The sequence below is a fragment of the Streptomyces sp. NPDC002868 genome (assembly GCF_055563295.1).
Genome location: NZ_JBVHDR010000006.1, coordinates 421544 through 441110, shown reverse-complemented (window position 1 = coordinate 441110; position 19567 = coordinate 421544). Strand labels below are relative to the sequence as shown.

The following is a 19567-nucleotide window of genomic DNA, read 5'->3' as shown; positions in this document are numbered from 1 at the left end:
ATCAGCCCAGCCGGGACACGTCCCGGACCGCGCCCTTGTCGGCGCTCGTCGCCATGGCCGCGTACGCGCGCAGCGCCGCCGAGACCTTCCGTTCGCGGTCCTTCGGCGCGTAGACGCCGCCCAGCGCCTCGCGGCGGGTCGCCAACTCCGCCTCGGGGACGAGGAGTTCCATCGACCGGTTCGGGATGTCGATACGGATGCGGTCGCCGTCCTCGACGAGCGCGATGGTTCCACCGCTCGCCGCCTCCGGCGAGGCGTGCCCGATCGACAGGCCCGATGTGCCGCCGGAGAAGCGGCCGTCAGTCACCAGCGCGCAGGCCTTGCCGAGCCCGCGGCCCTTCAGGAACGACGTCGGGTAGAGCATCTCCTGCATGCCGGGGCCGCCACGCGGGCCCTCGTAGCGGATGACGACGACATCGCCCTCCTTGATCTCCTTTCGGAGGATCTTGTCGACGGCCTCGTCCTGCGACTCGCAGACGACGGCAGGTCCCTCGAAGGTCCAGATCGACTCGTCCACGCCGGCGGTCTTCACGACAGCGCCGTCGACGGCGAGGTTGCCCTTCAGCACGGCGAGTCCGCCGTCCTTGGAGTACGCGTGCTCGACGGACCGGATGCAGCCGTTCTCGGCGTCGACGTCGAGGGACTCCCAGCGCTCGGACTGGGAGAATGCAGTCGCGGAGCGGACGCAGCCGGGGGCCGCGTGCCACACCTCGACGGCCTCGGCGGACGGGGAACCGCCGCGCACGTCCCAGGTCTTGAGCCAGTCGGCGAGGGACGGGGAGTGGACGGTGTGGACGTCCTCGTTGAGGAGCCCGCCGCGGTAGAGCTCGCCCAGGATCGCCGGGATGCCGCCCGCGCGGTGCACGTCCTCCATGTAGTACGTGCCGCCGGGGGCGACGTTCGGCGCGACCTTGGCGAGACACGGGACGCGGCGCGAGACGGCGTCGATGTCGGTCAGGTCGTAGTCGAGCTCGGCCTCCTGGGCGGCGGCGAGCAGATGCAGGATCGTGTTGGTGGAGCCACCCATGGCGATGTCGAGCGCCATGGCGTTCTCGAAGGCCTCGCGGGTGGCGATGTTGCGCGGCAGGACGGACTCGTCGCCCTGCTCGTAGTAGCGCTTGGTGATCTCGACGATCGTGCGGCCGGCGTTCTCGTAGAGCGCCTTGCGGGCGGTGTGGGTGGCGAGCACCGAGCCGTTGCCGGGGAGGGCCAGGCCGATGGCCTCGGCGAGGCAGTTCATCGAGTTGGCGGTGAACATGCCGGAACAGGACCCGCAGGTGGGACAGGCGTTCTCCTCGATACGGAGGACGTCCTCGTCCGACACGTTCTCGTCGACCGCGTCCACGATGGCGTTGATCAGGTCGAGCTTGCGGACCGTGCCGTCCACGAGGGTCGCCTGGCCGGCCTCCATCGGGCCGCCGGAGACGAAGATCACCGGGATGTTGAGGCGCAGCGCGGCCATCAGCATGCCGGGGGTGATCTTGTCGCAGTTGGAGATGCAGATCAGGGCGTCCGCGCAGTGCGCCTCGACCATGTACTCGACGCTGTCCGCGATCAGGTCGCGGGACGGCAGGGAGTAGAGCATGCCGGCGTGGCCCATCGCGATGCCGTCGTCGACGGCGATCGTGTTGAACTCACGGGGCACGGCGCCCGCGGCCAGGATCGCGTCGGAGACGATCCGGCCGACCGGGGCGAGGTGCGTGTGCCCGGGCACGAACTCGGTGAAGGAGTTGGCGACCGCGACGATCGGCTTGCCGATGTCTGCGCCCGCTACGCCCGACGCCCGCATAAGGGCGCGGGCGCCCGCCATATTGCGGCCGTGGGTGACAGTGCGGGACCTCAGCTCGGGCATCGTCGCTCGCTCCTTCAGACGGGTAGGACTCCCATCGAGCCTACGCCGCGACTCCAAGATCTGGACAGTCTGTCCGTTATACGGGACGCGAGGCTCACGCTTCGGTCAGCTGCCGCTCATGCCTCGGTCAGATACCGCTGCAGCGTGGGCGCCACCATCGCGATGATCTCCTCCGGGTCCGCCGAGGCCAGCGGCTCCACCCTGATCACATAGCGCAGAATCGCGATGCCGATCATGTGTGAAGCGGCCAGCTCCGCGCGGAATTTCGGGTCCGGTACGTCGAGATCGCCCGCGATCCGCTCGAGCAGCCTGCGCAGTACGAAGCTGCGCAGCACCTTCGCCGCCGCCTCGTGGGTGAGCGCGGAACGGATGATCGCCAGCAGCGGGGCCCGGGTCGCCGGGTTTTCCCACACCCCGATGAAGTAGCGGGCGAGCCGCTCGCCGATGCCGTCCGCGCCCTGCCCCAGGATCTCCGGGATGACCAGCGTCGGCTCGAAGGAGACCTCGATGGCGGCGGCGAAGACCTCGTCCTTCGTACCGAAGTAGTGGTGGACGAGTGCGGGGTCGACGTCCGCCGCCTTGGCGATGCCACGGACGGTCGTCTTGTCGTAGCCGCGCTCGGCGAATTCCGTACGGGCCGCTTCCAGGATCCGCTCGCGGGCGCCGGGGCCCTCGCCCGCTCCGGTACGGGCCGGACGGCCGCGCCGCCGCGGAGCCGCAGCGCCGGTCATGAGCCGCGCACCCCGGAAGAAGCGGCCGACGCCAGATGCAGCCGGGTGAAGGCGAGCGCCTCGGCGAGGTCGGCCTCGCGTTCGGCGGCGGACATCGCGCGCCGGGTGTTGACCTCGATGACGACATGGCCGTCGAAGCCGGTACGGGCCAGCCGCTCGAGCAGCTCGGCGCACGGCTGATTGCCGCGCCCCGGGACCAGGTGCTCGTCCTTCGCGGACCCCTTGCCGTCGGCGAGGTGTACATGGCCGAGCCGGTCGCCCATCCGGTCGATCATGGCCATCGTGTCGGTACGGGACGTCGCGGTGTGCGAGAGGTCGATCGTGAAATGCCGGTAGTCCTCTTTGGTGACGTCCCAGTCGGGGGCGTACGCGAGCATCTCGCGGTCCCGGTAGCGCCACGGGTACATGTTCTCGACGGCGAACCGGACATCCGTCTCGTGCGCCATCCGCCATATCCCGGTGACGAAGTCCCGGGCGTACTGCCGCTGCCAGCGGAACGGCGGGTGCACGACGACCGTCGAGGCGCCCAGCTTCTCGGCCGCCGTCTGCGCCCGCTGCAGCTTCACCCAGGGGTCGGTGGACCAGACCCGCTGGGTGATCAGCAGACAGGGCGCGTGCACGGCGTGGATCGGCACCTGGTGGTAGTCGGACAGACGGCGCAGAGCCTCGATGTCCTGGCTGACGGGATCGGTCCAGACCATGACCTCGACGCCGTCGTAGCCAAGGCGCGCGGCAATCTCGAAGGCCGTCGCCGTCGACTCCGGATAGACGGAAGCCGTTGACAGGACAACCTTCGCATCCGGGATACGCACCACTGGTTCTGCCACGGGAGACAGGGTACGGGCCGCCGCTAGGAGGCCGGGAGATGGTCCAGGCGCCGCAGAATGACGCCTTCGCGCAGCGCCCATGGACAGATTTCGAGCACCGGCGCCCCGAACAGGTCCATCGCACCCTCCGCGACCAGCGCTCCTGCCAGCAGCTGACGGGCCCGGCCCTCGGAGACGCCGGGGAGGGTGCCGCGCTGCTCGACCGTCATGGCGGCGAGCTTCGGCATCCACTCCTCCAGTGACTTACGACTCAGTTCACGCTGCACGTAAAGGCCATCGGCGGAGCGCGCGGCACCCGCGATACGGGCCAGCTGCCTGAAGGTCTTGGACGTTGCCACTATGTGGTCCGGCTTCCCGAACCGGCTGAACTCGCCGACCGAACGGGCGATCTCGGCCCGGATATGGCGGCGCAGCGCCTTCACGTCCTTCGGGTCGGGCGGGTCGCCGGGCAGCAGGGCCGTCAGCCGGCCCGCGCCGAGCGGCAGCGACACCGCCACGTACGGGTCCTCGTCGATCCCGTACGCGATCTCCAGCGAGCCGCCGCCGATGTCCAGGACCAGCAGCTTCCCGGCCGACCAGCCGAACCAGCGGCGGGCCGCGAGGAAGGTCAGCCGGGCCTCCTCCTCGCCGGTCAGCACCTGCAGATCAACCCCGGTCTCGGCCTTGACCCGGGCCAGCACCCCGTCGGCGTTGCTGGCCTCCCGAACCGCGGAGGTCGCGAAGGGCAGCACCTGCTCGCAGCCCTGGTCCTCGGCGGCCTGCACCGCGTCGCCGACCACCTCGATCAGCCGGGCGACGCCGTCGGGTCCGATCGCCCCGTCCCCGTCGAGGAGTTCGGCGAGTCGCAACTCCGCCTTGTGCGAATGGGCGGGCAGCGGGCGGGCGCCCGGGTGGGCGTCCACCACCAGCAGGTGCACTGTGTTCGAACCGACGTCGAGGACTCCGAGTCTCATGAACCGAACGCTACTGCTGTCACGCGCATACGCTTGCCCTGTGCCAAAGACGAAAAAGGCGAAGCAGGGCAAAGCCAAGCCCCCGAAGCAGATCAAGCCCTCCAAGCACGACGAGAAGGGCCTGGACTTCGCGCGAGCGTGGGTCGAGTTCCCGGACCCCGGCGACGACGAACAGGTCTTCCGCTGCGATCTGACCTGGCTGACCTCGCGCTGGACCTGCATCTTCGGAAGCGGCTGCCAGGGCATCCAGGCGGGCCGCGCGGACGACGGGTGCTGCACGCTGGGCGCGCACTTCTCCGACAAGGACGACGAGAAGCGGGTCGCGGAGAATGTCGCGCGGCTGACGCCGGAGCTGTGGCAGTTCCACGACGTGGGTACGGATACGGGCTGGGTCCAGACCGACGACGACGGGGAACGCCAGACACGCCGCTGGGAGGGGTCCTGCATCTTCCAGAACCGCCCGGGATTCGAGGGCGGGGCGGGCTGCTCGCTGCACATCCTGGCGCTGCGGGAGGGCAAGGAGCCGCTGGAGACGAAGCCGGACGTGTGCTGGCAGCTGCCTGTGCGGCGTACGTACGACTGGATCGAGCGCCCCGACGACACGAAGGTGCTGCAGGTCTCGATCGGGGAGTACGACCGCCGTGGCTGGGGCCCCGGCGGCCATGACCTGCACTGGTGGTGCACGTCGGCGACGTCGGCGCACGGGGCGGGGGAGCCGGTGTATGTGACGTACCGCCCGGAGCTGACGGAGCTGATGGGCAAGGAGGCGTACGACGTCCTGGCGGACCTGTGCGAGGCCCGCCTGTCGTCGCAGCTCCCTTTGGTGGCCCCACACCCGGCGGACCCGAAGTAGCACCTACGGGGGGTGCGGCGTCCGCGGGTCCGCGGTGCGGGCTGCGGGTGTGGTGCGGGTCGCGGGGTTGCCCGGTGCCGCGGGCTGCGGGGTCCGCGGTGCGGGTCGTGGGGGTTGTCCGGTGTCGTGGGCTGCGGGGTTCCGCGGTGCGGGTCGCGGGGTTGCCCGGTGCCGCGGGGTGCGGGGTTCCGCGGTGCGGGTCGTGGGGTTGTCCGGTGTCGTGGGCTGCGGGGTTCCGCGGTGCGGGTCGCGGGGTTGCCCGGTGCCGCGGGGTGCGGGGTTCCGCGGTGCGGGTCGTGGGGTTGTCCGGTGTCGTGGGGTGCGGGTTCCGGGGCCCCTCCGGGCTCGACTCCTCGGGGTCGGCGGCGTGAAGGGGTTCGTGTTGATCACCGGGTCCGGCCGCCGATCCCCTGCGGGGACGACCCTGCACGGCCCCTCCCCACCGGGAGGTACCCCCGGTACGGGCCCGCCCGAGGGGTGGACGCCTCACCCCCCGCCTTGTGGGCACCGCGGCGAAGCCACCCGAGCGGCCGGGGATGCGGGTCCATCAGCCCCGCCCCGTTTCCCTCGGGCTCCGCGGCGAAGCCGCCAGAGCGGCCAGGGGCTAGCCCCGTCTTCCTGGGCTCCGCGGCGAAGCCGCCCGAGCGGCCGGGGATGCGGGTCCGCCTTCCTGGGCGGCGCGAAGCTGCCGCGTGGCAGGGGCGTAGGGCGCCAAGCCCCGCCTTCCTGGGCTCCGCGGCGAAGCCGCCGGAGTGGCACGGGGGTGTGGGGGCGTCAGCCCCCAAGTACCTCTTCCCTCCCCCGCAGGGGGCTGGGGGCTTGCCCCCGGTTTCGGGAAGGGGCGGGGTGGGGGAAAAGACCCCGCCCGCACCCCGCGTACCCCTCCACCGTAGGCGGCTGGGGCCCGCCCGTCGCTCAGCTCGGTGGCGGGGATGCGGGCGGGTCCGACGGCGGTGGGTCCGACGGTGGCGCTTCCTGCGTCGGGAGCGGTGACGGATCCGAGGGCGTCGGGCTCGGGTCCGTCGGCGTGGGCGGCGGGTCCGTCGGGGTCGGCGTCGGGGCCGGGTCCGAGGGTGTCGGCGGTCTCGTCGAGCCGTAGCCGTCGATCTCCACCACCGCGCCCGACGGGTCCACGCCCACCCGCGCCGTCCACGGCCCCGTCGGCTCCCGGTCGTGGTCCACCGTGACGTAGATCGTGACCGACTCGCCCGGGCTGAGCGTGCCCGAGGAGTGGCTCATGTACAGCCAGGGAGCGTCCGTCCACGCCGACCACGTCACCGAGGAGCCCGAGGCCGTGATCGTGATCCGCGTCGTGTCGCCGGCGGGCTCCGCCTCGACCGTGAGGCGGCCCGGGCCCGAAACGCCGGAGCGGGACGGCGAGAGGGGGGTGCCCGCGCTGATGACCTCGACCGAGACGTCCGGCGAGCGCGAGCCCGCCGTGAACCTCGGGTCCGGTTCCGCCTGCGCGTTGCCCGCGTTCTCGTAGTGGTCGTACGGCTCGCCGTCGATGCCGCTCGGCCCGTCCGCCGCGCTCGCGGAGACCGAGGACCCGTCGCGCCCCTCCCCCGTCAGCGGCGCGCCCCGGTACGCCGCCCACAGCGCGAGCACCGGCGCCGCGACGACGGTCGCCACGACCGTGGTCGTCACGGCGCGCGCCCGCAGCCGGTCCCGCCGGGCCGCATGGTCCTTCGGGTCGAGCGGGAACCCGCCGGGGCCGAAGCGGGGTGCCGCGGCCCGGGCGCGGGGTACGCGCAGCATCGCGGCGTACGAGGCGGCCCGCGGTGCCTCGGCCAGCGGCAGCGCGGCCGGGGTGACGGCCGATCCCGGCCACGGCCCGCCCGTCCCCGCGCGCTCCGCGGTGCGGCGGCAGCGGGGGCAGTCGGCGACGTGCCGGACGAGCTCCTGGCGCAGCGTGGCGGAGAGCAGCACCTGGTGGTCGCCGGTGAGCCGGGCGACGGCCGGGCAGTTGCCGGTCTCGACAACGGCGAGCGCGGCCCAGGTGCGCTCGACCTCGCAGGCCGCGGCGGCCAGCAGCTCGCGCGCGGCCCTCGCGTCCAGGCCGAGGACGGCGCCGACTTCGCGCGAGCCGAGCCCGTGCCGGACGGCGAGCTCCAGGGCCTCGCGCTGTTCGGGTGTCGTCCCGGCCGCCTCCGGCCAGGCCAGCAGCGCCAGTTCACGGTGGCGGCGCTCGGCGGCCTCCTCCGAGACCGGGGGCGCGGCCTCCCCCGAGGCGGCGAGCCGCGCGGGGCGTCCGGTGTGCGTCCCCTGCCGCTTGCGCCGCTGCTCGGTCAGCCGGCGCAGACAGGCCCACCGCGCGAGCGCGTACAGCCATGCCTTCCGCTCGGCCTCGCCCGCCGGGCAACGCCCGTACTGCCGCTCGGCGATGGCGAGTACATCGCCGAGGAGCGCGGTCGCCGCCTCGTGGTCGCAGAGCACGGAGAGGCAGTACGTGAACAGGCCGTCGAGGTACGGCTCGTAGCGCGCGAGCGGCTGTTGCGCGGACGGACGGGACACGCGCCGGTTCGCCCGGTGTGCGCCGGTGGTGTGCGTGGGAGGTTCCAGCCTGCTGCTCGTCACGCCCGTGACCGTAGGCGCTGGAGCACATCCCCTTCGTACCCCTTGAACACTTTTAATCCTTTCGGGTGAACAGATCGCTCGAAGAGGGACAGGAATCGTTAATTCCACCCCTAGCGGGCCACCGGCGTACGCCGGGCTCCGATGAGTTCCGAGGCCAAGGACGGTCAACCCTTCATGAGCAAAGTGATCTCAGGTATGTCGATGTCACTGGACGGCTTCATCACCGCGCCGGAAGACACCCGCGAGGAGCCGCTGGGCGTGGGCGGACGCCGCCTGCACCGGTGGGTTGAGGAGATGAACGAGACCGACGCCAAGGTCCTTGCCGCGATGGTGGAGAACCTCGGAGCGATCGTGATGGGCCGGCACTCCTACGACGTGTGCGAGGGCGACGGCGGCTGGGGCGACGGCGGTCCGGCCGGCAAGATCCCCTGCTTCGTCCTCACCCACCGTCCGCCGGACCCGGCGGACGTGGTCGCGCCGGCCGTGTTCACCTTCGTCACGGACGGCATCGCGTCGGCGATCGCGCGGGCGAAGGCGGCCGCCGGCGGCAAGCACGTCGGCGTGCACGGTGCAACCGCCGCGCAGCAGGCGCTGAACGCGGGTCTGCTGGACGAGATCCACATCATGCTCGTCCCGGTTCTGCTCGGCGCGGGAAAGCGGCTGTTCGACCATGTCGGCGGGCCCGTCGAGCTGCGGCGGACCTGGTCGCTGGAGTCGTCGGACATCACCCACCTGCGCTTCGAGGTCGTGAAGTAGCCCGCAGGGGGCGGTGGCGACGGCGTTGTCAGTGGGCCCCGCTACGGTTTGCGCATGGCTGCCCGTACGAAATCCGCGAAGGACCGGCCGTCTTACCGCTGCACCGACTGCGGCTGGACGACCGCCAAGTGGCTCGGCCGCTGCCCCGAGTGCCAGGCCTGGGGGACGGTCGAGGAGTACGGCGCACCGGCTGTCCGCACGACCGCCGCCGGCCGCGTCTCCACCGCGGCCCTCCCCATCGGCCAGGTCGACGGCCGGCAGGCGACCGCCCGCCCCACCGGCGTGGACGAGCTGGACCGTGTCCTCGGCGGCGGCTTGGTGCCGGGGGCTGTCGTGCTGCTCGCGGGCGAGCCGGGCGTCGGCAAGTCCACGCTGCTGCTCGACGTCGCCGCGAAGGCCGCGAGCGACGACCACCGCACGCTGTATGTCACGGGCGAGGAGTCCGCGAGCCAGGTGCGCCTGCGCGCCGACCGGATCAACGCGCTGCACGACCACCTCTATCTCGCCGCCGAGACCGATCTCTCCGCAGTCCTCGGTCACTTGGACGCGGTCAAGCCGTCGCTGCTGGTCCTCGACTCCGTACAGACCGTCGCATCCCCCGAGATCGACGGTGCGCCCGGTGGCATGGCCCAGGTCCGCGAGGTCGCCGGCGCGCTGATCCGCGCCTCCAAGGAGCGCGGCATGTCCACGCTCCTTGTCGGCCATGTCACCAAGGACGGCGCGATCGCCGGACCGCGGCTGCTTGAGCACCTGGTGGACGTCGTGCTCTCCTTCGAGGGCGACCGGCACGCGCGTCTGCGTCTCGTACGAGGCATCAAGAACCGCTACGGCGCGACGGACGAGGTCGGCTGCTTCGAGCTGCACGACGAGGGCATCACCGGCCTCGCGGACCCATCCGGCCTGTTCCTCACGCGCCGGGACGCCCCCGTCCCCGGCACCTGTCTGACGGTCACCCTCGAAGGCCGCCGTCCGCTCGTCGCCGAGGTGCAGGCGCTGACCGTCGACTCGCAGATCCCCTCGCCCCGGCGCACCACATCAGGGCTGGAGACCTCCCGGGTCTCGATGATGCTGGCCGTCCTCGAGCAGCGCGGCCGGATCACCGCACTGGGCAAACGCGACATTTACAGCGCGACCGTCGGTGGCGTGAAGCTCTCCGAGCCCGCGGCCGACCTGGCGATCGCGCTCGCCCTGGCTTCGGCCGCCAGCGACACCCCGCTGCCCAAGAACCTGGTCGCGATCGGCGAAGTCGGCCTCGCGGGCGAGGTCAGACGGGTCACCGGCGTCCAGCGCAGGCTCGCAGAGGCACACCGGCTCGGCTTCACGCACGCCCTCGTCCCGTCCGACCCCGGCAAGGTCCCGGCCGGCATGAAGGTCACAGAAGTGGCCGATATGGGAGACGCGCTGAGGGTGCTCCCGCGGGGGCGTCAGGGGGGCTCGGTGACTGCTCCGCGCAAAGGACGGACGGACGCCCCACAGGACGACGACACGCGCCGGTAGACTTTGCCCTGGTCTCGCCCATCCGTACGAGCCGAAGGAGTGCAGTGGCAGCCAACGACCGGGCAGCAGCACCCGGAAAGTCCGGCGGAGGCTCCGGCAACGAAGCGCTGATCCGCGCCGCCCTGAGCGCGGTCGCGCCCGGTCAGGCCTTGCGCGACGGCCTGGAGCGGATCCTCCGCGGCAACACCGGAGGCTTGATCGTCCTCGGCATGGACAAGACCGTCGAGTCGATGTGCACCGGCGGTTTCGTGCTGGACGTGGAGTTCACCGCGACCCGGCTGCGTGAGCTGTGCAAGCTCGACGGCGCGCTCATCCTCGACAAGGACATCACCAAGATCCACCGGGCCGGTGTGCAGCTGGTCCCGGACGCGTCCATCCCCACCGAGGAGACGGGCACCCGCCACCGCACGGCGGACCGGGTCTCCCGGCAGTGCGGCTTCCCGGTCGTCTCCGTGTCGCAGTCGATGCGGCTTATCGCGCTGTACGTGGACGGGGAGCGCCGGGTCCTCGAGGAGTCGGCCGCGATCCTGTCCCGCGCCAACCAGGCGCTCGCGACACTGGAGCGCTACAAGCTCCGCCTCGACGAGGTCGCGGGCACGCTCTCCGCGCTGGAGATCGAGGACCTGGTGACGGTCCGGGACGTCACGGCGGTGGCGCAGCGCCTGGAGATGGTGCGCCGGATCGCCACGGAGATCGCTGAGTACGTGGTGGAGTTGGGCACCGACGGCCGTCTCCTCTCCCTGCAGCTGGACGAGTTGATTGCGGGCGTGGAGCCGGAGCGCGAGCTGGTCGTACGCGACTATGTGCCGCAGCCGACGGCGAAGCGGTCCCGTACGGTCGACGAGGCACTCACCGAGCTGAACGACCTCACCCACACCGAGCTGCTCGAACTGCCCATAGTGGCAAGAGCGTTGGGCTACAGCGGTTCGCCCGAGACGCTCGACTCAGCGGTGTCGCCGCGCGGTTACCGGCTGCTGGCGAAGGTGCCGCGGCTGCCGGGGGCGATCATCGAGCGGCTCGTCGAGCACTTCGGCGGCCTGCAGAAGCTGCTCGCGGCAAGCGTCGACGATCTGCAGACGGTCGACGGCGTGGGCGAGGCGCGGGCCCGCAGTGTGCGGGAGGGCCTCTCGCGGCTCGCGGAGTCGTCGATTCTCGAGCGGTACGTGTAAGCCTGACGGCCCCGGCCGGTTACTCCTTCTCCAGGCGGAACGACGCCGGCAGCACCGTCACCCCCGGGAACTTCGCCTCCACCAGATACGTACCGGCGGCGACCGCCCCCGCGGGCGGCGTCGCGCACTGCGGCGCGCTCCGCCTGCGGTCCCACTCCACCGTGTGCGTGATCGTCGCCCCCGCTTGAACCCGCAGCAGCAGACCGCCGGCCGTGCGCGGGCAGTCCTTCGAGGACCACACGTCGTCGTCCTCGTCGTCGGTGACCGTCAGCACCGCCACCTTGGGACCGAAGTCCGCCTTGCAGGTCGTCGCCGACGAGTTGGACGCGACCAGCTGGAACGTGGGCTTCTCCCCCGGCTCGTACGAGACTTTGACGGTGCGCAAGGTCAGTTTCAGTGCGCCCGGGGAGCAGTCGGGGAGGGTCGAACCGGCCGGGACCTGCTGGCCGCCCGCGCCGCCACTGGCCGCGCCACCCGCCCCGTTGTCGCCGTTCTTGCCGCCGTCACCGCCCGTGCCGCCGTCGCCGCCCGCGTCCGTACCGCCGCTGTCGGCGCCGCCGTCGCTCTCGCCGGAGTCGCCCGACTCGTCGCGCCCGCCCGGCTGTTCACTGATCGCGGGTCCGGACTGGGAGGGCCCCGGAGTGATGGAGGGCGCGGGACCGGAGCCGTTGGCGCTGCCGTCGTCCCGGTCGCCGTTGCCGTTGCCGCCACCGGAACTGACGGCCCATACGGTCAGCAGCGCGAGCAGCGCGATCAAAGACGCCGCGACTGCCCTCCGTCGCCAGTAGATGGAGGAGGGTAGCGGCCCGATCGGATTGCGCAGAGATCCCACGGCCCAAACTCTACGAGAGATCACGGCCAACTCTCGTCCCATCCGCCGCCCGACTTCGCGAGTTCTGGCGATCATCATCACGGTCGGCGCCGCACGTACCCCGACTTTCGTCAAGGCCACCCCTTGCCGATCGCTCCGGGTGACCGTACGGGCCTGGCGGGTACGGTCCGTGACCATGGGCTGCGGCATCAGCCGTGTTCGTCGTGACCTGGTGGCGGGCGGGCCCGCGGCGGGAATTCGCGTGCGTGGAGTTCTGGTTCACCGGGCGGGCCGGACTGAAGCTTCGGCGGCGCCCGGAGCGTATCCGGAGCGTATGCAGCGTCCGCTCCCCTTGTCGTGCCAGGATCAGAGTGCCATGACTGACATCACCACAGACCCTGCCCCGGCCGACGCGGCGTCCCTCCACACGCCGGTCATCGCCTGGTTCGACGAGCACGCCCGCGATCTGCCCTGGCGCCGCCCCGAGGCCGGCGCCTGGGGTGTGATGGTCAGCGAGTTCATGCTGCAGCAGACACCCGTCAACCGGGTGCTCCCCGTGTATCAGCAGTGGCTGGCGCGCTGGCCGCGCCCGGCCGATCTGGCGGCCGACGCGCCCGGCGAGGCGGTCCGCGCCTGGGGCCGGCTCGGCTATCCGCGGCGTGCGCTGCGCCTGCACGGGGCCGCGCAGGCAATAACGGAGCGGCACGGCGGCGATGTGCCCAGCGACCACGCGCAGTTGCTCTCGCTGCCCGGCATCGGGGAGTACACGGCGGCCGCGGTGGCCTCCTTCGCGTACGGACAGCGCCATGCCGTCCTCGACACCAATGTCCGCCGGGTCCTGGCCCGCGCCGCGACCGGCATCCAGTACCCGCCGACCGCGACGACCGCCGTCGAGCGCAAGCTGGCCCGTGCGCTGCTGCCCGACGACGAGGCGACCGCGGCGCGCTGGGCGGCGGCCTCCATGGAGCTGGGCGCGCTGGTGTGCACGGCGAAGAACGAGGACTGCGCGCGCTGCCCGATCGCCGCGCGGTGTGCGTGGCGGCTGGCCGGGAAGCCCGCGTACGAAGGTCCCGCGCGCCGCGGCCAGACGTACGCGGGAACGGACCGGCAGGTGCGCGGCAGGCTCCTCGCCGTGCTGCGCGAGACGGTGGCGCCGGTGCCGCAGTCGGCGCTGGACGCGGTCTGGCACGAGCCGGTCCAGCGGGCCCGGGCGCTGGACGGACTGGTCGCCGACGGGCTCGTGGAACCTCTGGAGAACGGCTTCTACCGACTCCCTCACAGTTGAGCGCTCGGCCGTTTCCCACTCGAACCGCACCTGAAACATCTGCTGTTACACAACCGATGGATGGCCGTGCGCCCTCCGACGGCTGCTCCGCACAGGCCCGTGACAACACCTCCGTAGCTTCTTGCTGACACAAGGGAACGGCAGTGCTTGTCGCGGGGCTCACGGGGACGGAGGCGGTTGGAATGGCGCACGGCGAGGTGCTCGAATTCGAAGAGTACGTACGCAACCGGCAGGAGGCGCTGCTGCGCAGCGCCCGGCGTCTCGTCCCTGACCCGATCGACGCGCAGGACCTGCTGCAGACCGCTCTGGTCCGCACCTACGGTCGCTGGGACGGCATCGCGGACAAGTCGCTGGCCGACGCGTACCTCCGCCGCGTGATGATAAATACGCGTACGGAGTGGTGGCGCGCCCGCAAGCTGGAAGAGGTTCCGACCGAGCAGCTGCCCGACGCGAGCGTCGATGACGGCAGTGAGCAGCGCGCGGACCGCGCCCTGTTGATGGACATCCTGAAGGTGCTCGCACCCAAGCAGCGCAGCGTCGTGGTGCTGCGACACTGGGAGCAGATGAGCACGGAGGAGACCGCTGCCGCGCTGGGTATGTCGGCGGGTACGGTGAAGAGCACGCTGCACCGGGCGCTGGCCCGGCTCCGTCAGGAGCTGGAGAGCCGGGACCTGGACGTCCGCGCCCTGGAGCGCGGCGAGGTGCGGCGTAACGGTGAGTGCGACGGACGGGGGCAGGAGCGGTGCGCGGCCTGACTGGCAGAGGCGGCAACAGGAGCCTGGCGGCGAGCGGCGCGGCGATGGCCGGGCTCGCCGCCGTAGGCGTGTTCGCCGTCGCGTGCTCCACGGGCGGCACCGGGGTTCAGGACGAAGGCGCGGCGCACACCGACGCGGTCGCCAAGGCCACCCCCTCGTCCAACGCGTCCCCCACCGGCGGCGCGCAGAAGACCGAGGCCGTCAGCGCGGTGAAGCTGATCATGAGCGATCCGAAGGTCAGCGAGCGGGTCAAGGCCGACCTCAGGCCGTGCGCCCGGGACTCCTACCCGGTGGACACCTCCTACGGGAACCTCACCGGCGGCTCCTCGCCCGATGTCGTCGTCAATGTGCTGACGTGCGGCGACGCGGTGGGCATGGGCACGTATGTGTACCGCGAGACCGGCGACAAGTACGAGAATGTGTTCGCCGCCGAGGAGCCCGCGGTGTACTCCGCGATCGACCGGGGCGACTTGGTGGTGACCAAGCAGGTGTACGCCAAGGGTGATCCGGTCGCCGAGCCGTCCGGCGAGGAAGTGACCACGTACCACTGGTCGGGCGGGAAGTTCGTCCAGCAGTACTGGGTACGCAACGAATTCAGCAGAACGGTCGGAGAGGGCGAGGTTGTCGCCACCGAGCCGCCCGTACCGAACGAGAACTGAGAGCAGCGGGGATGGCAGAGACCCATGTCCTGTTCGTCGAGGACGACGACGTCATCCGTGAGGCGACCCAGCTCGCACTGGAGCGGGACGGCTTCGTGGTCACCGCGATGCCCGACGGGCTGCAGGGCCTGGATGCCTTCCGCGCCAACCAGCCGGACATCGCGCTGCTCGATGTGATGGTGCCGGGTCTGGACGGCGTGAGCCTGTGCCGCCGTATCCGGGACGAGTCGACCGTGCCCGTGATCATGCTGTCGGCGCGCGCCGACTCGATCGACGTGGTGCTCGGCCTGGAGGCCGGCGCCGACGACTACGTCACCAAGCCGTTCGACGGCGCGGTGCTGGTCGCCCGCATCCGCGCGGTGCTGCGCCGCTTCGGCCACGCGGTCGGCGCGGCGGGCGGCGGTGCGGCCCAGGCGGGTCAGGATCCGCAGGGACCGCTGCTGGCCTTCGGCGATCTGGAGATCGACACGGAGGGCATGGAGGTGCGCAAGGGGGGTGCGCCGGTGGCGCTGACGCCGACCGAGATGCGGCTGCTGCTGGAGTTCTCGTCCACGCCCGGGACCGTGCTCTCCCGCGACAAGCTTCTTGAGCGGGTCTGGGACTACGGCTGGGGCGGCGACACCCGGGTCGTGGACGTCCATGTCCAGCGGCTGCGCACCAAGATCGGACAGGACCGGATCGAAACGGTCCGCGGCTTCGGCTACAAGCTCAAGGCATGAAGCGGCTCGTACTGCGCACAGGAGTCCGCTGGAAGATCAGCATCGCGATCGCGGGCGTCGGCGCGCTGATCGCCATGGCGCTGAGCCTTGTCGTGCACAACGCCGCCCGCGTCTCGATGCTGGACAACGCCCGCGATGTGCAGATGGACCGGGTGCTGCTCGCGCAGCGCTGGTACGAGACGTCCAAGAACAAGGACCCGCGCTTCAACACCAAGATCAATGACTCCGCCCTGCCCAGGTCACTCCAGAAGCTGATGCGCGAGAAGCGGCGCGGCACCTACGTGGACGAGGGCAACGGCGGCACGCCCGACATCTGGGCCGCCGTACCGCTGTCCAACGGCGACGTGCTCTCCCTGCACACCCAGTTCGCCGGCCGCAGCGCCACCGTCATGAAGGACCTCGACCGGGCGCTGATCATCGGCTCGGTCTCCGTGGTCTTCGGCGGCTGCGCGCTCGGCGTGCTGATCGGCGGGCAGCTCTCCCGTCGGCTGCGCAAGGCCGCCGCGGCCGCCGGCAACGTCGCGCAGGGCAATACGGAGGTACGGGTCAGGGACGCGATCGGCGGTGTCGTACGCGACGAGACCGACGATCTGGCCCGCGCCGTGGACGCGCTGACCGACGCCCTGAACGAGCGCATCGAGGCAGAGCGCCGGGTCACCGCCGACATCGCGCACGAGCTGCGCACCCCGGTCACCGGGCTGCTCACGGCCGCCGAGCTGCTGCCGCCCGGCCGCCCCACCGAGCTCGTACGAGACCGGGCGCAGGCCATGCGGACGCTGGTCGAGGACGTCCTGGAGGTGGCCAGGCTCGACAGCGCGTCGGAGCGGGCCGAGCTCCAGGAGATCTCGCTCGGTGAGTTCGTCAGCCGCCGGATCACCGTGCTGAACCCCGATGTGGTCGTCCGCGTCGTGCACGAGTCGTGGGTCAGCACCGATCCGCGGCGGCTGGAGCGCATCCTGCTCAATCTGCTGACCAACGCCGCCAAGTACGGCAAGCCGCCGGTCGAGGTCACGGTCGAGGGCCGCGTGGTGCGGGTCCGCGACCACGGCCCCGGCTTCCCCGAGGCGCTGCTGCGGGAAGGCCCGAGCCGCTTCCGCACGGGCGCCAGCGACCGCGCGGGGACGGGCCATGGCCTGGGCCTGACGATCGCGGCCGGCCAGGCGCGGGTCCTCGGCGCGCGGCTGACGTTCCGCAATGCCGCGCCGGAGGGGATCGCGACGCCGCTGGGCGAGTCGGGCGGTGCGATCGCGGTGCTCTGGCTCCCCGAGCACGCGCCGACGAACACCGGCAGCTTCCCGATGATGCCGCTGCCGGACTAGGGCGCGCCCTGCTCCCGGACTAGCAGGACCAGTCCTTGTCCAGATCGAGCCCGCCCTCGCGCCGCTGGGTGAACGAGTACCAGTTGCCCGAGTCGTCGCGCAGGATCGCCTCCGTGCCATACGGACGGTCCTGCGGCGGCTGCACGAACTCCACGCCGCGTGCCTTGAGCTTCTCGTAGTCCCCGTGGACGTCGTCGGTGGTCAGCACCCCGGCGCCCATGACCCCCTTGGCGATGAGCTTCTTGATCGCCTCGGCGGATTCCGGGTCCATCGCGGGCGCGCCGGGCACCATGAGCGTCAGCTCCACATCGGGCTGGTCCTTGGCGCCGACCGTCAGCCAGCGCATGCCGCCCTCGCCCATCGTCATGTCGGTGCGGACCTCCAGGCCGAGCCTCTCGGTGTAGAACTCCTTCGCCCGGTCCTGGTCCAGGACCCAGACGGTGGAAATGGCAAGACCCTTGATCATGAGGTGCTCCTCGGTGAGGCGTGGTTCCGGCTTGCCTTGCCACCGTAGGCAGCGGCCCGGTCAGTCGGCTTCTTCAGAATTGCGCTGCTTGGAAAGAGGCTTCTCCTTGCCGGGGAAGCCGCCCGCCCACAGCAGGGCGTAGCACCCCGGTATCAGCGCGGCTCCCCGCCCCACATGGCTGGCGCGGTACTCGCTCGGGGTCAGCCCGGTCTGCTTCTTGAACCGGGTCGAGAACGTGCCCAGGCTGCTGAAGCCGACCAGCGTGCAGATCTCGGTGACCGACAGATCCGCCGAGCGCAGCAGCTCCTCGGCCCGGTCTATCCGCCTGCGCGACAGATACTGGCCGGGCGTCTGCCCGTACACCGCCTTGAAGGCGCGTACGAAGTGGTAGCGCGAATACCCGGCATGGGCGGCCACCGCGTCCAGGTCGAGCGGCTCGGCCCAGTCACGGTCCATGGCGTCCTTGGCGAGGCGCAGCTGCCGCAGATGGGCGAGGCGCGCCGGCGCCGCGGTGGTGCTTTCCACACACCCGATGCTGACACGCACCACTGACAACGGCCCCGGGCGTGCACACAGGCGTGCACACCGGGGCCGTCGGCCAGGGGTTTGTCGAGGTCAGACCTGTTCGGCCACCTTGTCCACGGTCGGGGCGGCCGCGGCCTCGGCCGGCGCCGGTCCCGCCCCGCGCAGCGGCACTTCCTTGACGAAGAAGGCCGCCGCGAAGCCGATCACCGCGACCGCCGCACCCACCAGGAAGGCCACGTGCGTCCCGGAGGCCACAGCGAACTCGTACGCCTCACGGACCGGGTCCGGCAGCTTCGCCAGGCTCGCGGCGTCCAGCTGCGCGGACTGCTGGGTGGCTGCGGACCCGCCGCGCGCCGCCATCTCGTCCTGCACCCGGCCGGTGAACAGCGCGCCCATGATCGCGACGCCGAAGGAGGCACCGAGCGTACGGAAGAGGGTGGTCGCGGAAGACGCGACGCCCATGTCCTTCTGCTCGACGCTGTTCTGCGCGACCAGCATGGTGATCTGCATCAGGAAGCCCATACCGGCGCCGAGCACCGCCATGTAGATGCCGGAGGTCAGCCGCGAGGTCTCGGTGTCCATCTGCGCGAGCAGGAACAGCCCCGTCACCATCAGCCCGCCGCCGATGATCGGGAAGAGCCGGTACTTGCCGGTGCTGGTGGTGATCCGGCCCGCGACCATCGAGACGACGAGCATCGACATCAGCATCGGGAGCAGGAGCAGACCGGAGTTGGTCGCCGAAGCGCCCTGGACGGACTGCTGGAACAGCGGCAGGAACAGCACCGCGCCGAACATCATGAACCCGGCCATGAAGCCGATCACCGACATCAGCGTGAAGTTGCGGCTGCGGAAGATGTGCAGCGGCATGATCGGCTCGGCCGCCCTGGTCTCGGCGAACAGGAAGCCGGTGAGCGCGGCCACGCCGATCGCGATGAGCTCCATGATCACGGCGGAGTCCCAGGCGTACTCCGTACCGCCCCAGGTCGTCACCAGCACGATCGAGGTGATGCCCAGTGTCAGCAGCCCGGCGCCCAGGTAGTCGATGCGCGCCTTGGTCCGCACCTTCTTCGGCAGATGGAGCACCGCGGTGACCATGGCGAGCGCGACGGCGCCCAGCGGCAGGTTGATGTAGAAGCTCCAGCGCCAGCCGAGGTGGTCGGTGATGGTCCCGCCGACCAGCGGTCCGCCGATCATGGCGACGGCCATGACGGCGGCCATCATGCCCTGGTACTTACCGCGCTCCCGCGGCGGCACGAGGTCCCCGATGATCGCCATGACGCCGACCATCAGCCCGCCCGCGCCCAGGCCCTGGATGGCGCGGAAGCCGATCAGCTGCCCCATGTCCTGGGCCATGCCGCTCAGGACCGAGCCGATCAGGAAGATCACGATGGAGGTGAGGAAGACGCCCTTGCGGCCGTACATGTCGCCGAGCTTGCCCCAGATCGGGGTGGAGGCGGCGGTGGCCAGGGTGTACGCGGTGACCACCCAGGACAGATGCTCGAGGCCGCCCAGCTCGCCGACGATGGTCGGCATCGCGGTGCCGACGATCATGTTGTCGAGCATCGCCAGCAACATGGCGATCATGAGCGCGAGTATCACCACCCGCACGCTGCGGGGCTGAGGCTCGGTGCTCGGCCGCCCCTCGGCGCCGGGCGGCCCCTCCGCCCCGGGCCGGGCCCCTGCGCGCGGCTGCGCGTCAGCGCTCGGCTGTTCCTCGTCTTTCGCTATACCAACCATCGTTCCCGCTCCCCTGGCACTTACTTGCCGCCCGGCTAGTTGACTACACTGGGGAAGGTAGACGCGCAACTAGCCG

General features: G+C 71.2%; 18 protein-coding genes. 9 read left to right on the top strand and 9 right to left on the bottom strand.

The genetic code is table 11. The features are described from left to right. Window position 1: 1 nt before the first annotated feature. The 4 genes from ilvD to ACZ3H8_RS21300 all read right to left on the bottom strand — a co-directional run bounded on the left by ilvD (window position 2) and on the right by ACZ3H8_RS21300 (window position 4363). Window positions 2-1852 (bottom strand): dihydroxy-acid dehydratase, encoded by a 1851-nt coding sequence (gene ilvD, locus ACZ3H8_RS21315; protein WP_307661857.1) that lies wholly within the window; start codon window positions 1850-1852, stop codon window positions 2-4. 116 nt (window positions 1853-1968) lie between these two features. Beyond that, window positions 1969-2583, bottom strand: coding sequence for a TetR/AcrR family transcriptional regulator (locus ACZ3H8_RS21310; protein ID WP_307661858.1), 615 nt, complete (start codon window positions 2581-2583; stop codon window positions 1969-1971). Beyond that, window positions 2580-3410 (bottom strand): sugar phosphate isomerase/epimerase family protein, encoded by an 831-nt coding sequence (locus tag ACZ3H8_RS21305; RefSeq protein WP_398994027.1) that lies wholly within the window; start codon window positions 3408-3410, stop codon window positions 2580-2582. Before ACZ3H8_RS21305 ends, ACZ3H8_RS21310 begins: the two co-directional genes overlap by 4 nt. 23 nt (window positions 3411-3433) lie before the next feature. Beyond that, the gene (locus ACZ3H8_RS21300; RefSeq protein ID WP_467404046.1) at window positions 3434-4363 is read right to left on the bottom strand and encodes a Ppx/GppA family phosphatase; all 930 of its coding nucleotides are present in this window, start codon (window positions 4361-4363) and stop codon (window positions 3434-3436) included. A 40-nt stretch (window positions 4364-4403) separates the two neighbouring features. Here ACZ3H8_RS21300 and ACZ3H8_RS21295 point away from each other — a divergent pair, with 40 nt between their 5' ends. Next, window positions 4404-5216 (top strand): DUF3109 family protein, encoded by an 813-nt coding sequence (locus ACZ3H8_RS21295; protein ID WP_467404044.1) that lies wholly within the window; start codon window positions 4404-4406, stop codon window positions 5214-5216. Window positions 5217-6131: 915 nt separating this feature from the next. Here the strand turns inward: ACZ3H8_RS21295 and ACZ3H8_RS21290 are convergent. Further along, entirely contained in the window at window positions 6132-7793 is a 1662-nt protein-coding gene (locus ACZ3H8_RS21290) for a BACON domain-containing protein (RefSeq protein ID WP_467404042.1), read from the bottom strand. Window positions 7794-7967: 174 nt separating this feature from the next. Between ACZ3H8_RS21290 and ACZ3H8_RS21285 the strand changes: the two genes are divergently transcribed. The 3 genes from ACZ3H8_RS21285 to disA are packed head-to-tail and all read left to right on the top strand — an operon-like array spanning window position 7968 to window position 11215. Next, the gene (locus ACZ3H8_RS21285; RefSeq protein ID WP_467404040.1) at window positions 7968-8549 is read left to right on the top strand and encodes a dihydrofolate reductase family protein; all 582 of its coding nucleotides are present in this window, start codon (window positions 7968-7970) and stop codon (window positions 8547-8549) included. Window positions 8550-8603: 54 nt separating this feature from the next. Beyond that, window positions 8604-10046 carry a DNA repair protein RadA gene (gene radA, locus ACZ3H8_RS21280; RefSeq protein ID WP_467404037.1) on the top strand — a complete coding sequence of 481 codons (1443 nt, stop codon included), beginning with the start codon at window positions 8604-8606 and terminating at the stop codon, window positions 10044-10046. 44 nt (window positions 10047-10090) lie between these two features. After that, window positions 10091-11215, top strand: coding sequence for a DNA integrity scanning diadenylate cyclase DisA (gene disA / locus ACZ3H8_RS21275; protein ID WP_467404034.1), 1125 nt, complete (start codon window positions 10091-10093; stop codon window positions 11213-11215). Window positions 11216-11234: 19 nt separating this feature from the next. Here the strand turns inward: disA and ACZ3H8_RS21270 are convergent, their stop codons facing one another. Continuing rightward, on the bottom strand, window positions 11235-12047 hold the full coding sequence (locus ACZ3H8_RS21270; RefSeq protein ID WP_467404031.1) for a hypothetical protein: 813 nt from the start codon (window positions 12045-12047) through the stop codon (window positions 11235-11237). A 355-nt stretch (window positions 12048-12402) separates the two neighbouring features. Here ACZ3H8_RS21270 and ACZ3H8_RS21265 point away from each other — a divergent pair, with 355 nt between their 5' ends. The 5 genes from ACZ3H8_RS21265 (at window position 12403) to cseC (ending at window position 16763) form a co-directional block, all read left to right on the top strand. Next, the gene (locus tag ACZ3H8_RS21265) at window positions 12403-13311 is read left to right on the top strand and encodes an A/G-specific adenine glycosylase (protein WP_398994011.1); all 909 of its coding nucleotides are present in this window, start codon (window positions 12403-12405) and stop codon (window positions 13309-13311) included. A 182-nt stretch (window positions 13312-13493) separates the two neighbouring features. Further along, window positions 13494-14066 (top strand): SigE family RNA polymerase sigma factor, encoded by a 573-nt coding sequence (locus ACZ3H8_RS21260; RefSeq protein ID WP_398994009.1) that lies wholly within the window; start codon window positions 13494-13496, stop codon window positions 14064-14066. Then, on the top strand, window positions 14054-14725 hold the full coding sequence (locus ACZ3H8_RS21255; RefSeq protein WP_467404028.1) for a hypothetical protein: 672 nt from the start codon (window positions 14054-14056) through the stop codon (window positions 14723-14725). The genes ACZ3H8_RS21260 and ACZ3H8_RS21255 overlap by 13 nt, the downstream gene beginning before the upstream one ends. Before the next feature lie 11 nt (window positions 14726-14736). Continuing rightward, on the top strand, window positions 14737-15444 hold the full coding sequence (gene cseB, locus ACZ3H8_RS21250) for a two-component system response regulator CseB (protein WP_467404026.1): 708 nt from the start codon (window positions 14737-14739) through the stop codon (window positions 15442-15444). Further along, window positions 15441-16763 (top strand): two-component system sensor histidine kinase CseC, encoded by a 1323-nt coding sequence (gene cseC, locus ACZ3H8_RS21245; RefSeq protein WP_467404023.1) that lies wholly within the window; start codon window positions 15441-15443, stop codon window positions 16761-16763. Before cseB ends, cseC begins: the two co-directional genes overlap by 4 nt. 19 nt (window positions 16764-16782) lie before the next feature. Here the strand turns inward: cseC and ACZ3H8_RS21240 are convergent, their stop codons facing one another. The 3 genes from ACZ3H8_RS21240 to ACZ3H8_RS21230 form a co-directional block, all read right to left on the bottom strand. After that, window positions 16783-17229 carry a VOC family protein gene (locus tag ACZ3H8_RS21240; protein ID WP_307661872.1) on the bottom strand — a complete coding sequence of 149 codons (447 nt, stop codon included), beginning with the start codon at window positions 17227-17229 and terminating at the stop codon, window positions 16783-16785. 60 nt (window positions 17230-17289) lie between these two features. After that, window positions 17290-17685: a helix-turn-helix transcriptional regulator gene (locus ACZ3H8_RS21235; protein ID WP_467404099.1), complete on the bottom strand. Its 396-nt coding sequence runs from the start codon at window positions 17683-17685 to the stop codon at window positions 17290-17292. 159 nt (window positions 17686-17844) lie between these two features. Continuing rightward, window positions 17845-19491, bottom strand: coding sequence for an MDR family MFS transporter (locus ACZ3H8_RS21230; RefSeq protein ID WP_467404022.1), 1647 nt, complete (start codon window positions 19489-19491; stop codon window positions 17845-17847). Window positions 19492-19567: the final 76 nt, after the last annotated feature.

Coding starts and splice junctions, on each gene's coding strand:
- ilvD (WP_307661857.1), bottom strand. CDS start 1,852: ATGCCCGAGCTGAGGTCCCGCACTGTCACCCACGGCCGCAATATGGCG.
- ACZ3H8_RS21310 (WP_307661858.1), bottom strand. CDS start 2,583: ATGACCGGCGCTGCGGCTCCGCGGCGGCGCGGCCGTCCGGCCCGTACC.
- ACZ3H8_RS21300 (WP_467404046.1), bottom strand. CDS start 4,363: ATGAGACTCGGAGTCCTCGACGTCGGTTCGAACACAGTGCACCTGCTG.
- ACZ3H8_RS21285 (WP_467404040.1), top strand. CDS start 7,968: ATGAGCAAAGTGATCTCAGGTATGTCGATGTCACTGGACGGCTTCATC.
- radA (WP_467404037.1), top strand. CDS start 8,604: ATGGCTGCCCGTACGAAATCCGCGAAGGACCGGCCGTCTTACCGCTGC.
- ACZ3H8_RS21265 (WP_398994011.1), top strand. CDS start 12,403: ATGACTGACATCACCACAGACCCTGCCCCGGCCGACGCGGCGTCCCTC.
- ACZ3H8_RS21260 (WP_398994009.1), top strand. CDS start 13,494: ATGGCGCACGGCGAGGTGCTCGAATTCGAAGAGTACGTACGCAACCGG.
- cseB (WP_467404026.1), top strand. CDS start 14,737: ATGGCAGAGACCCATGTCCTGTTCGTCGAGGACGACGACGTCATCCGT.
- cseC (WP_467404023.1), top strand. CDS start 15,441: ATGAAGCGGCTCGTACTGCGCACAGGAGTCCGCTGGAAGATCAGCATC.
- ACZ3H8_RS21240 (WP_307661872.1), bottom strand. CDS start 17,229: ATGATCAAGGGTCTTGCCATTTCCACCGTCTGGGTCCTGGACCAGGAC.
- ACZ3H8_RS21235 (WP_467404099.1), bottom strand. CDS start 17,685: ATGGACCGTGACTGGGCCGAGCCGCTCGACCTGGACGCGGTGGCCGCC.
- ACZ3H8_RS21230 (WP_467404022.1), bottom strand. CDS start 19,491: ATGGTTGGTATAGCGAAAGACGAGGAACAGCCGAGCGCTGACGCGCAG.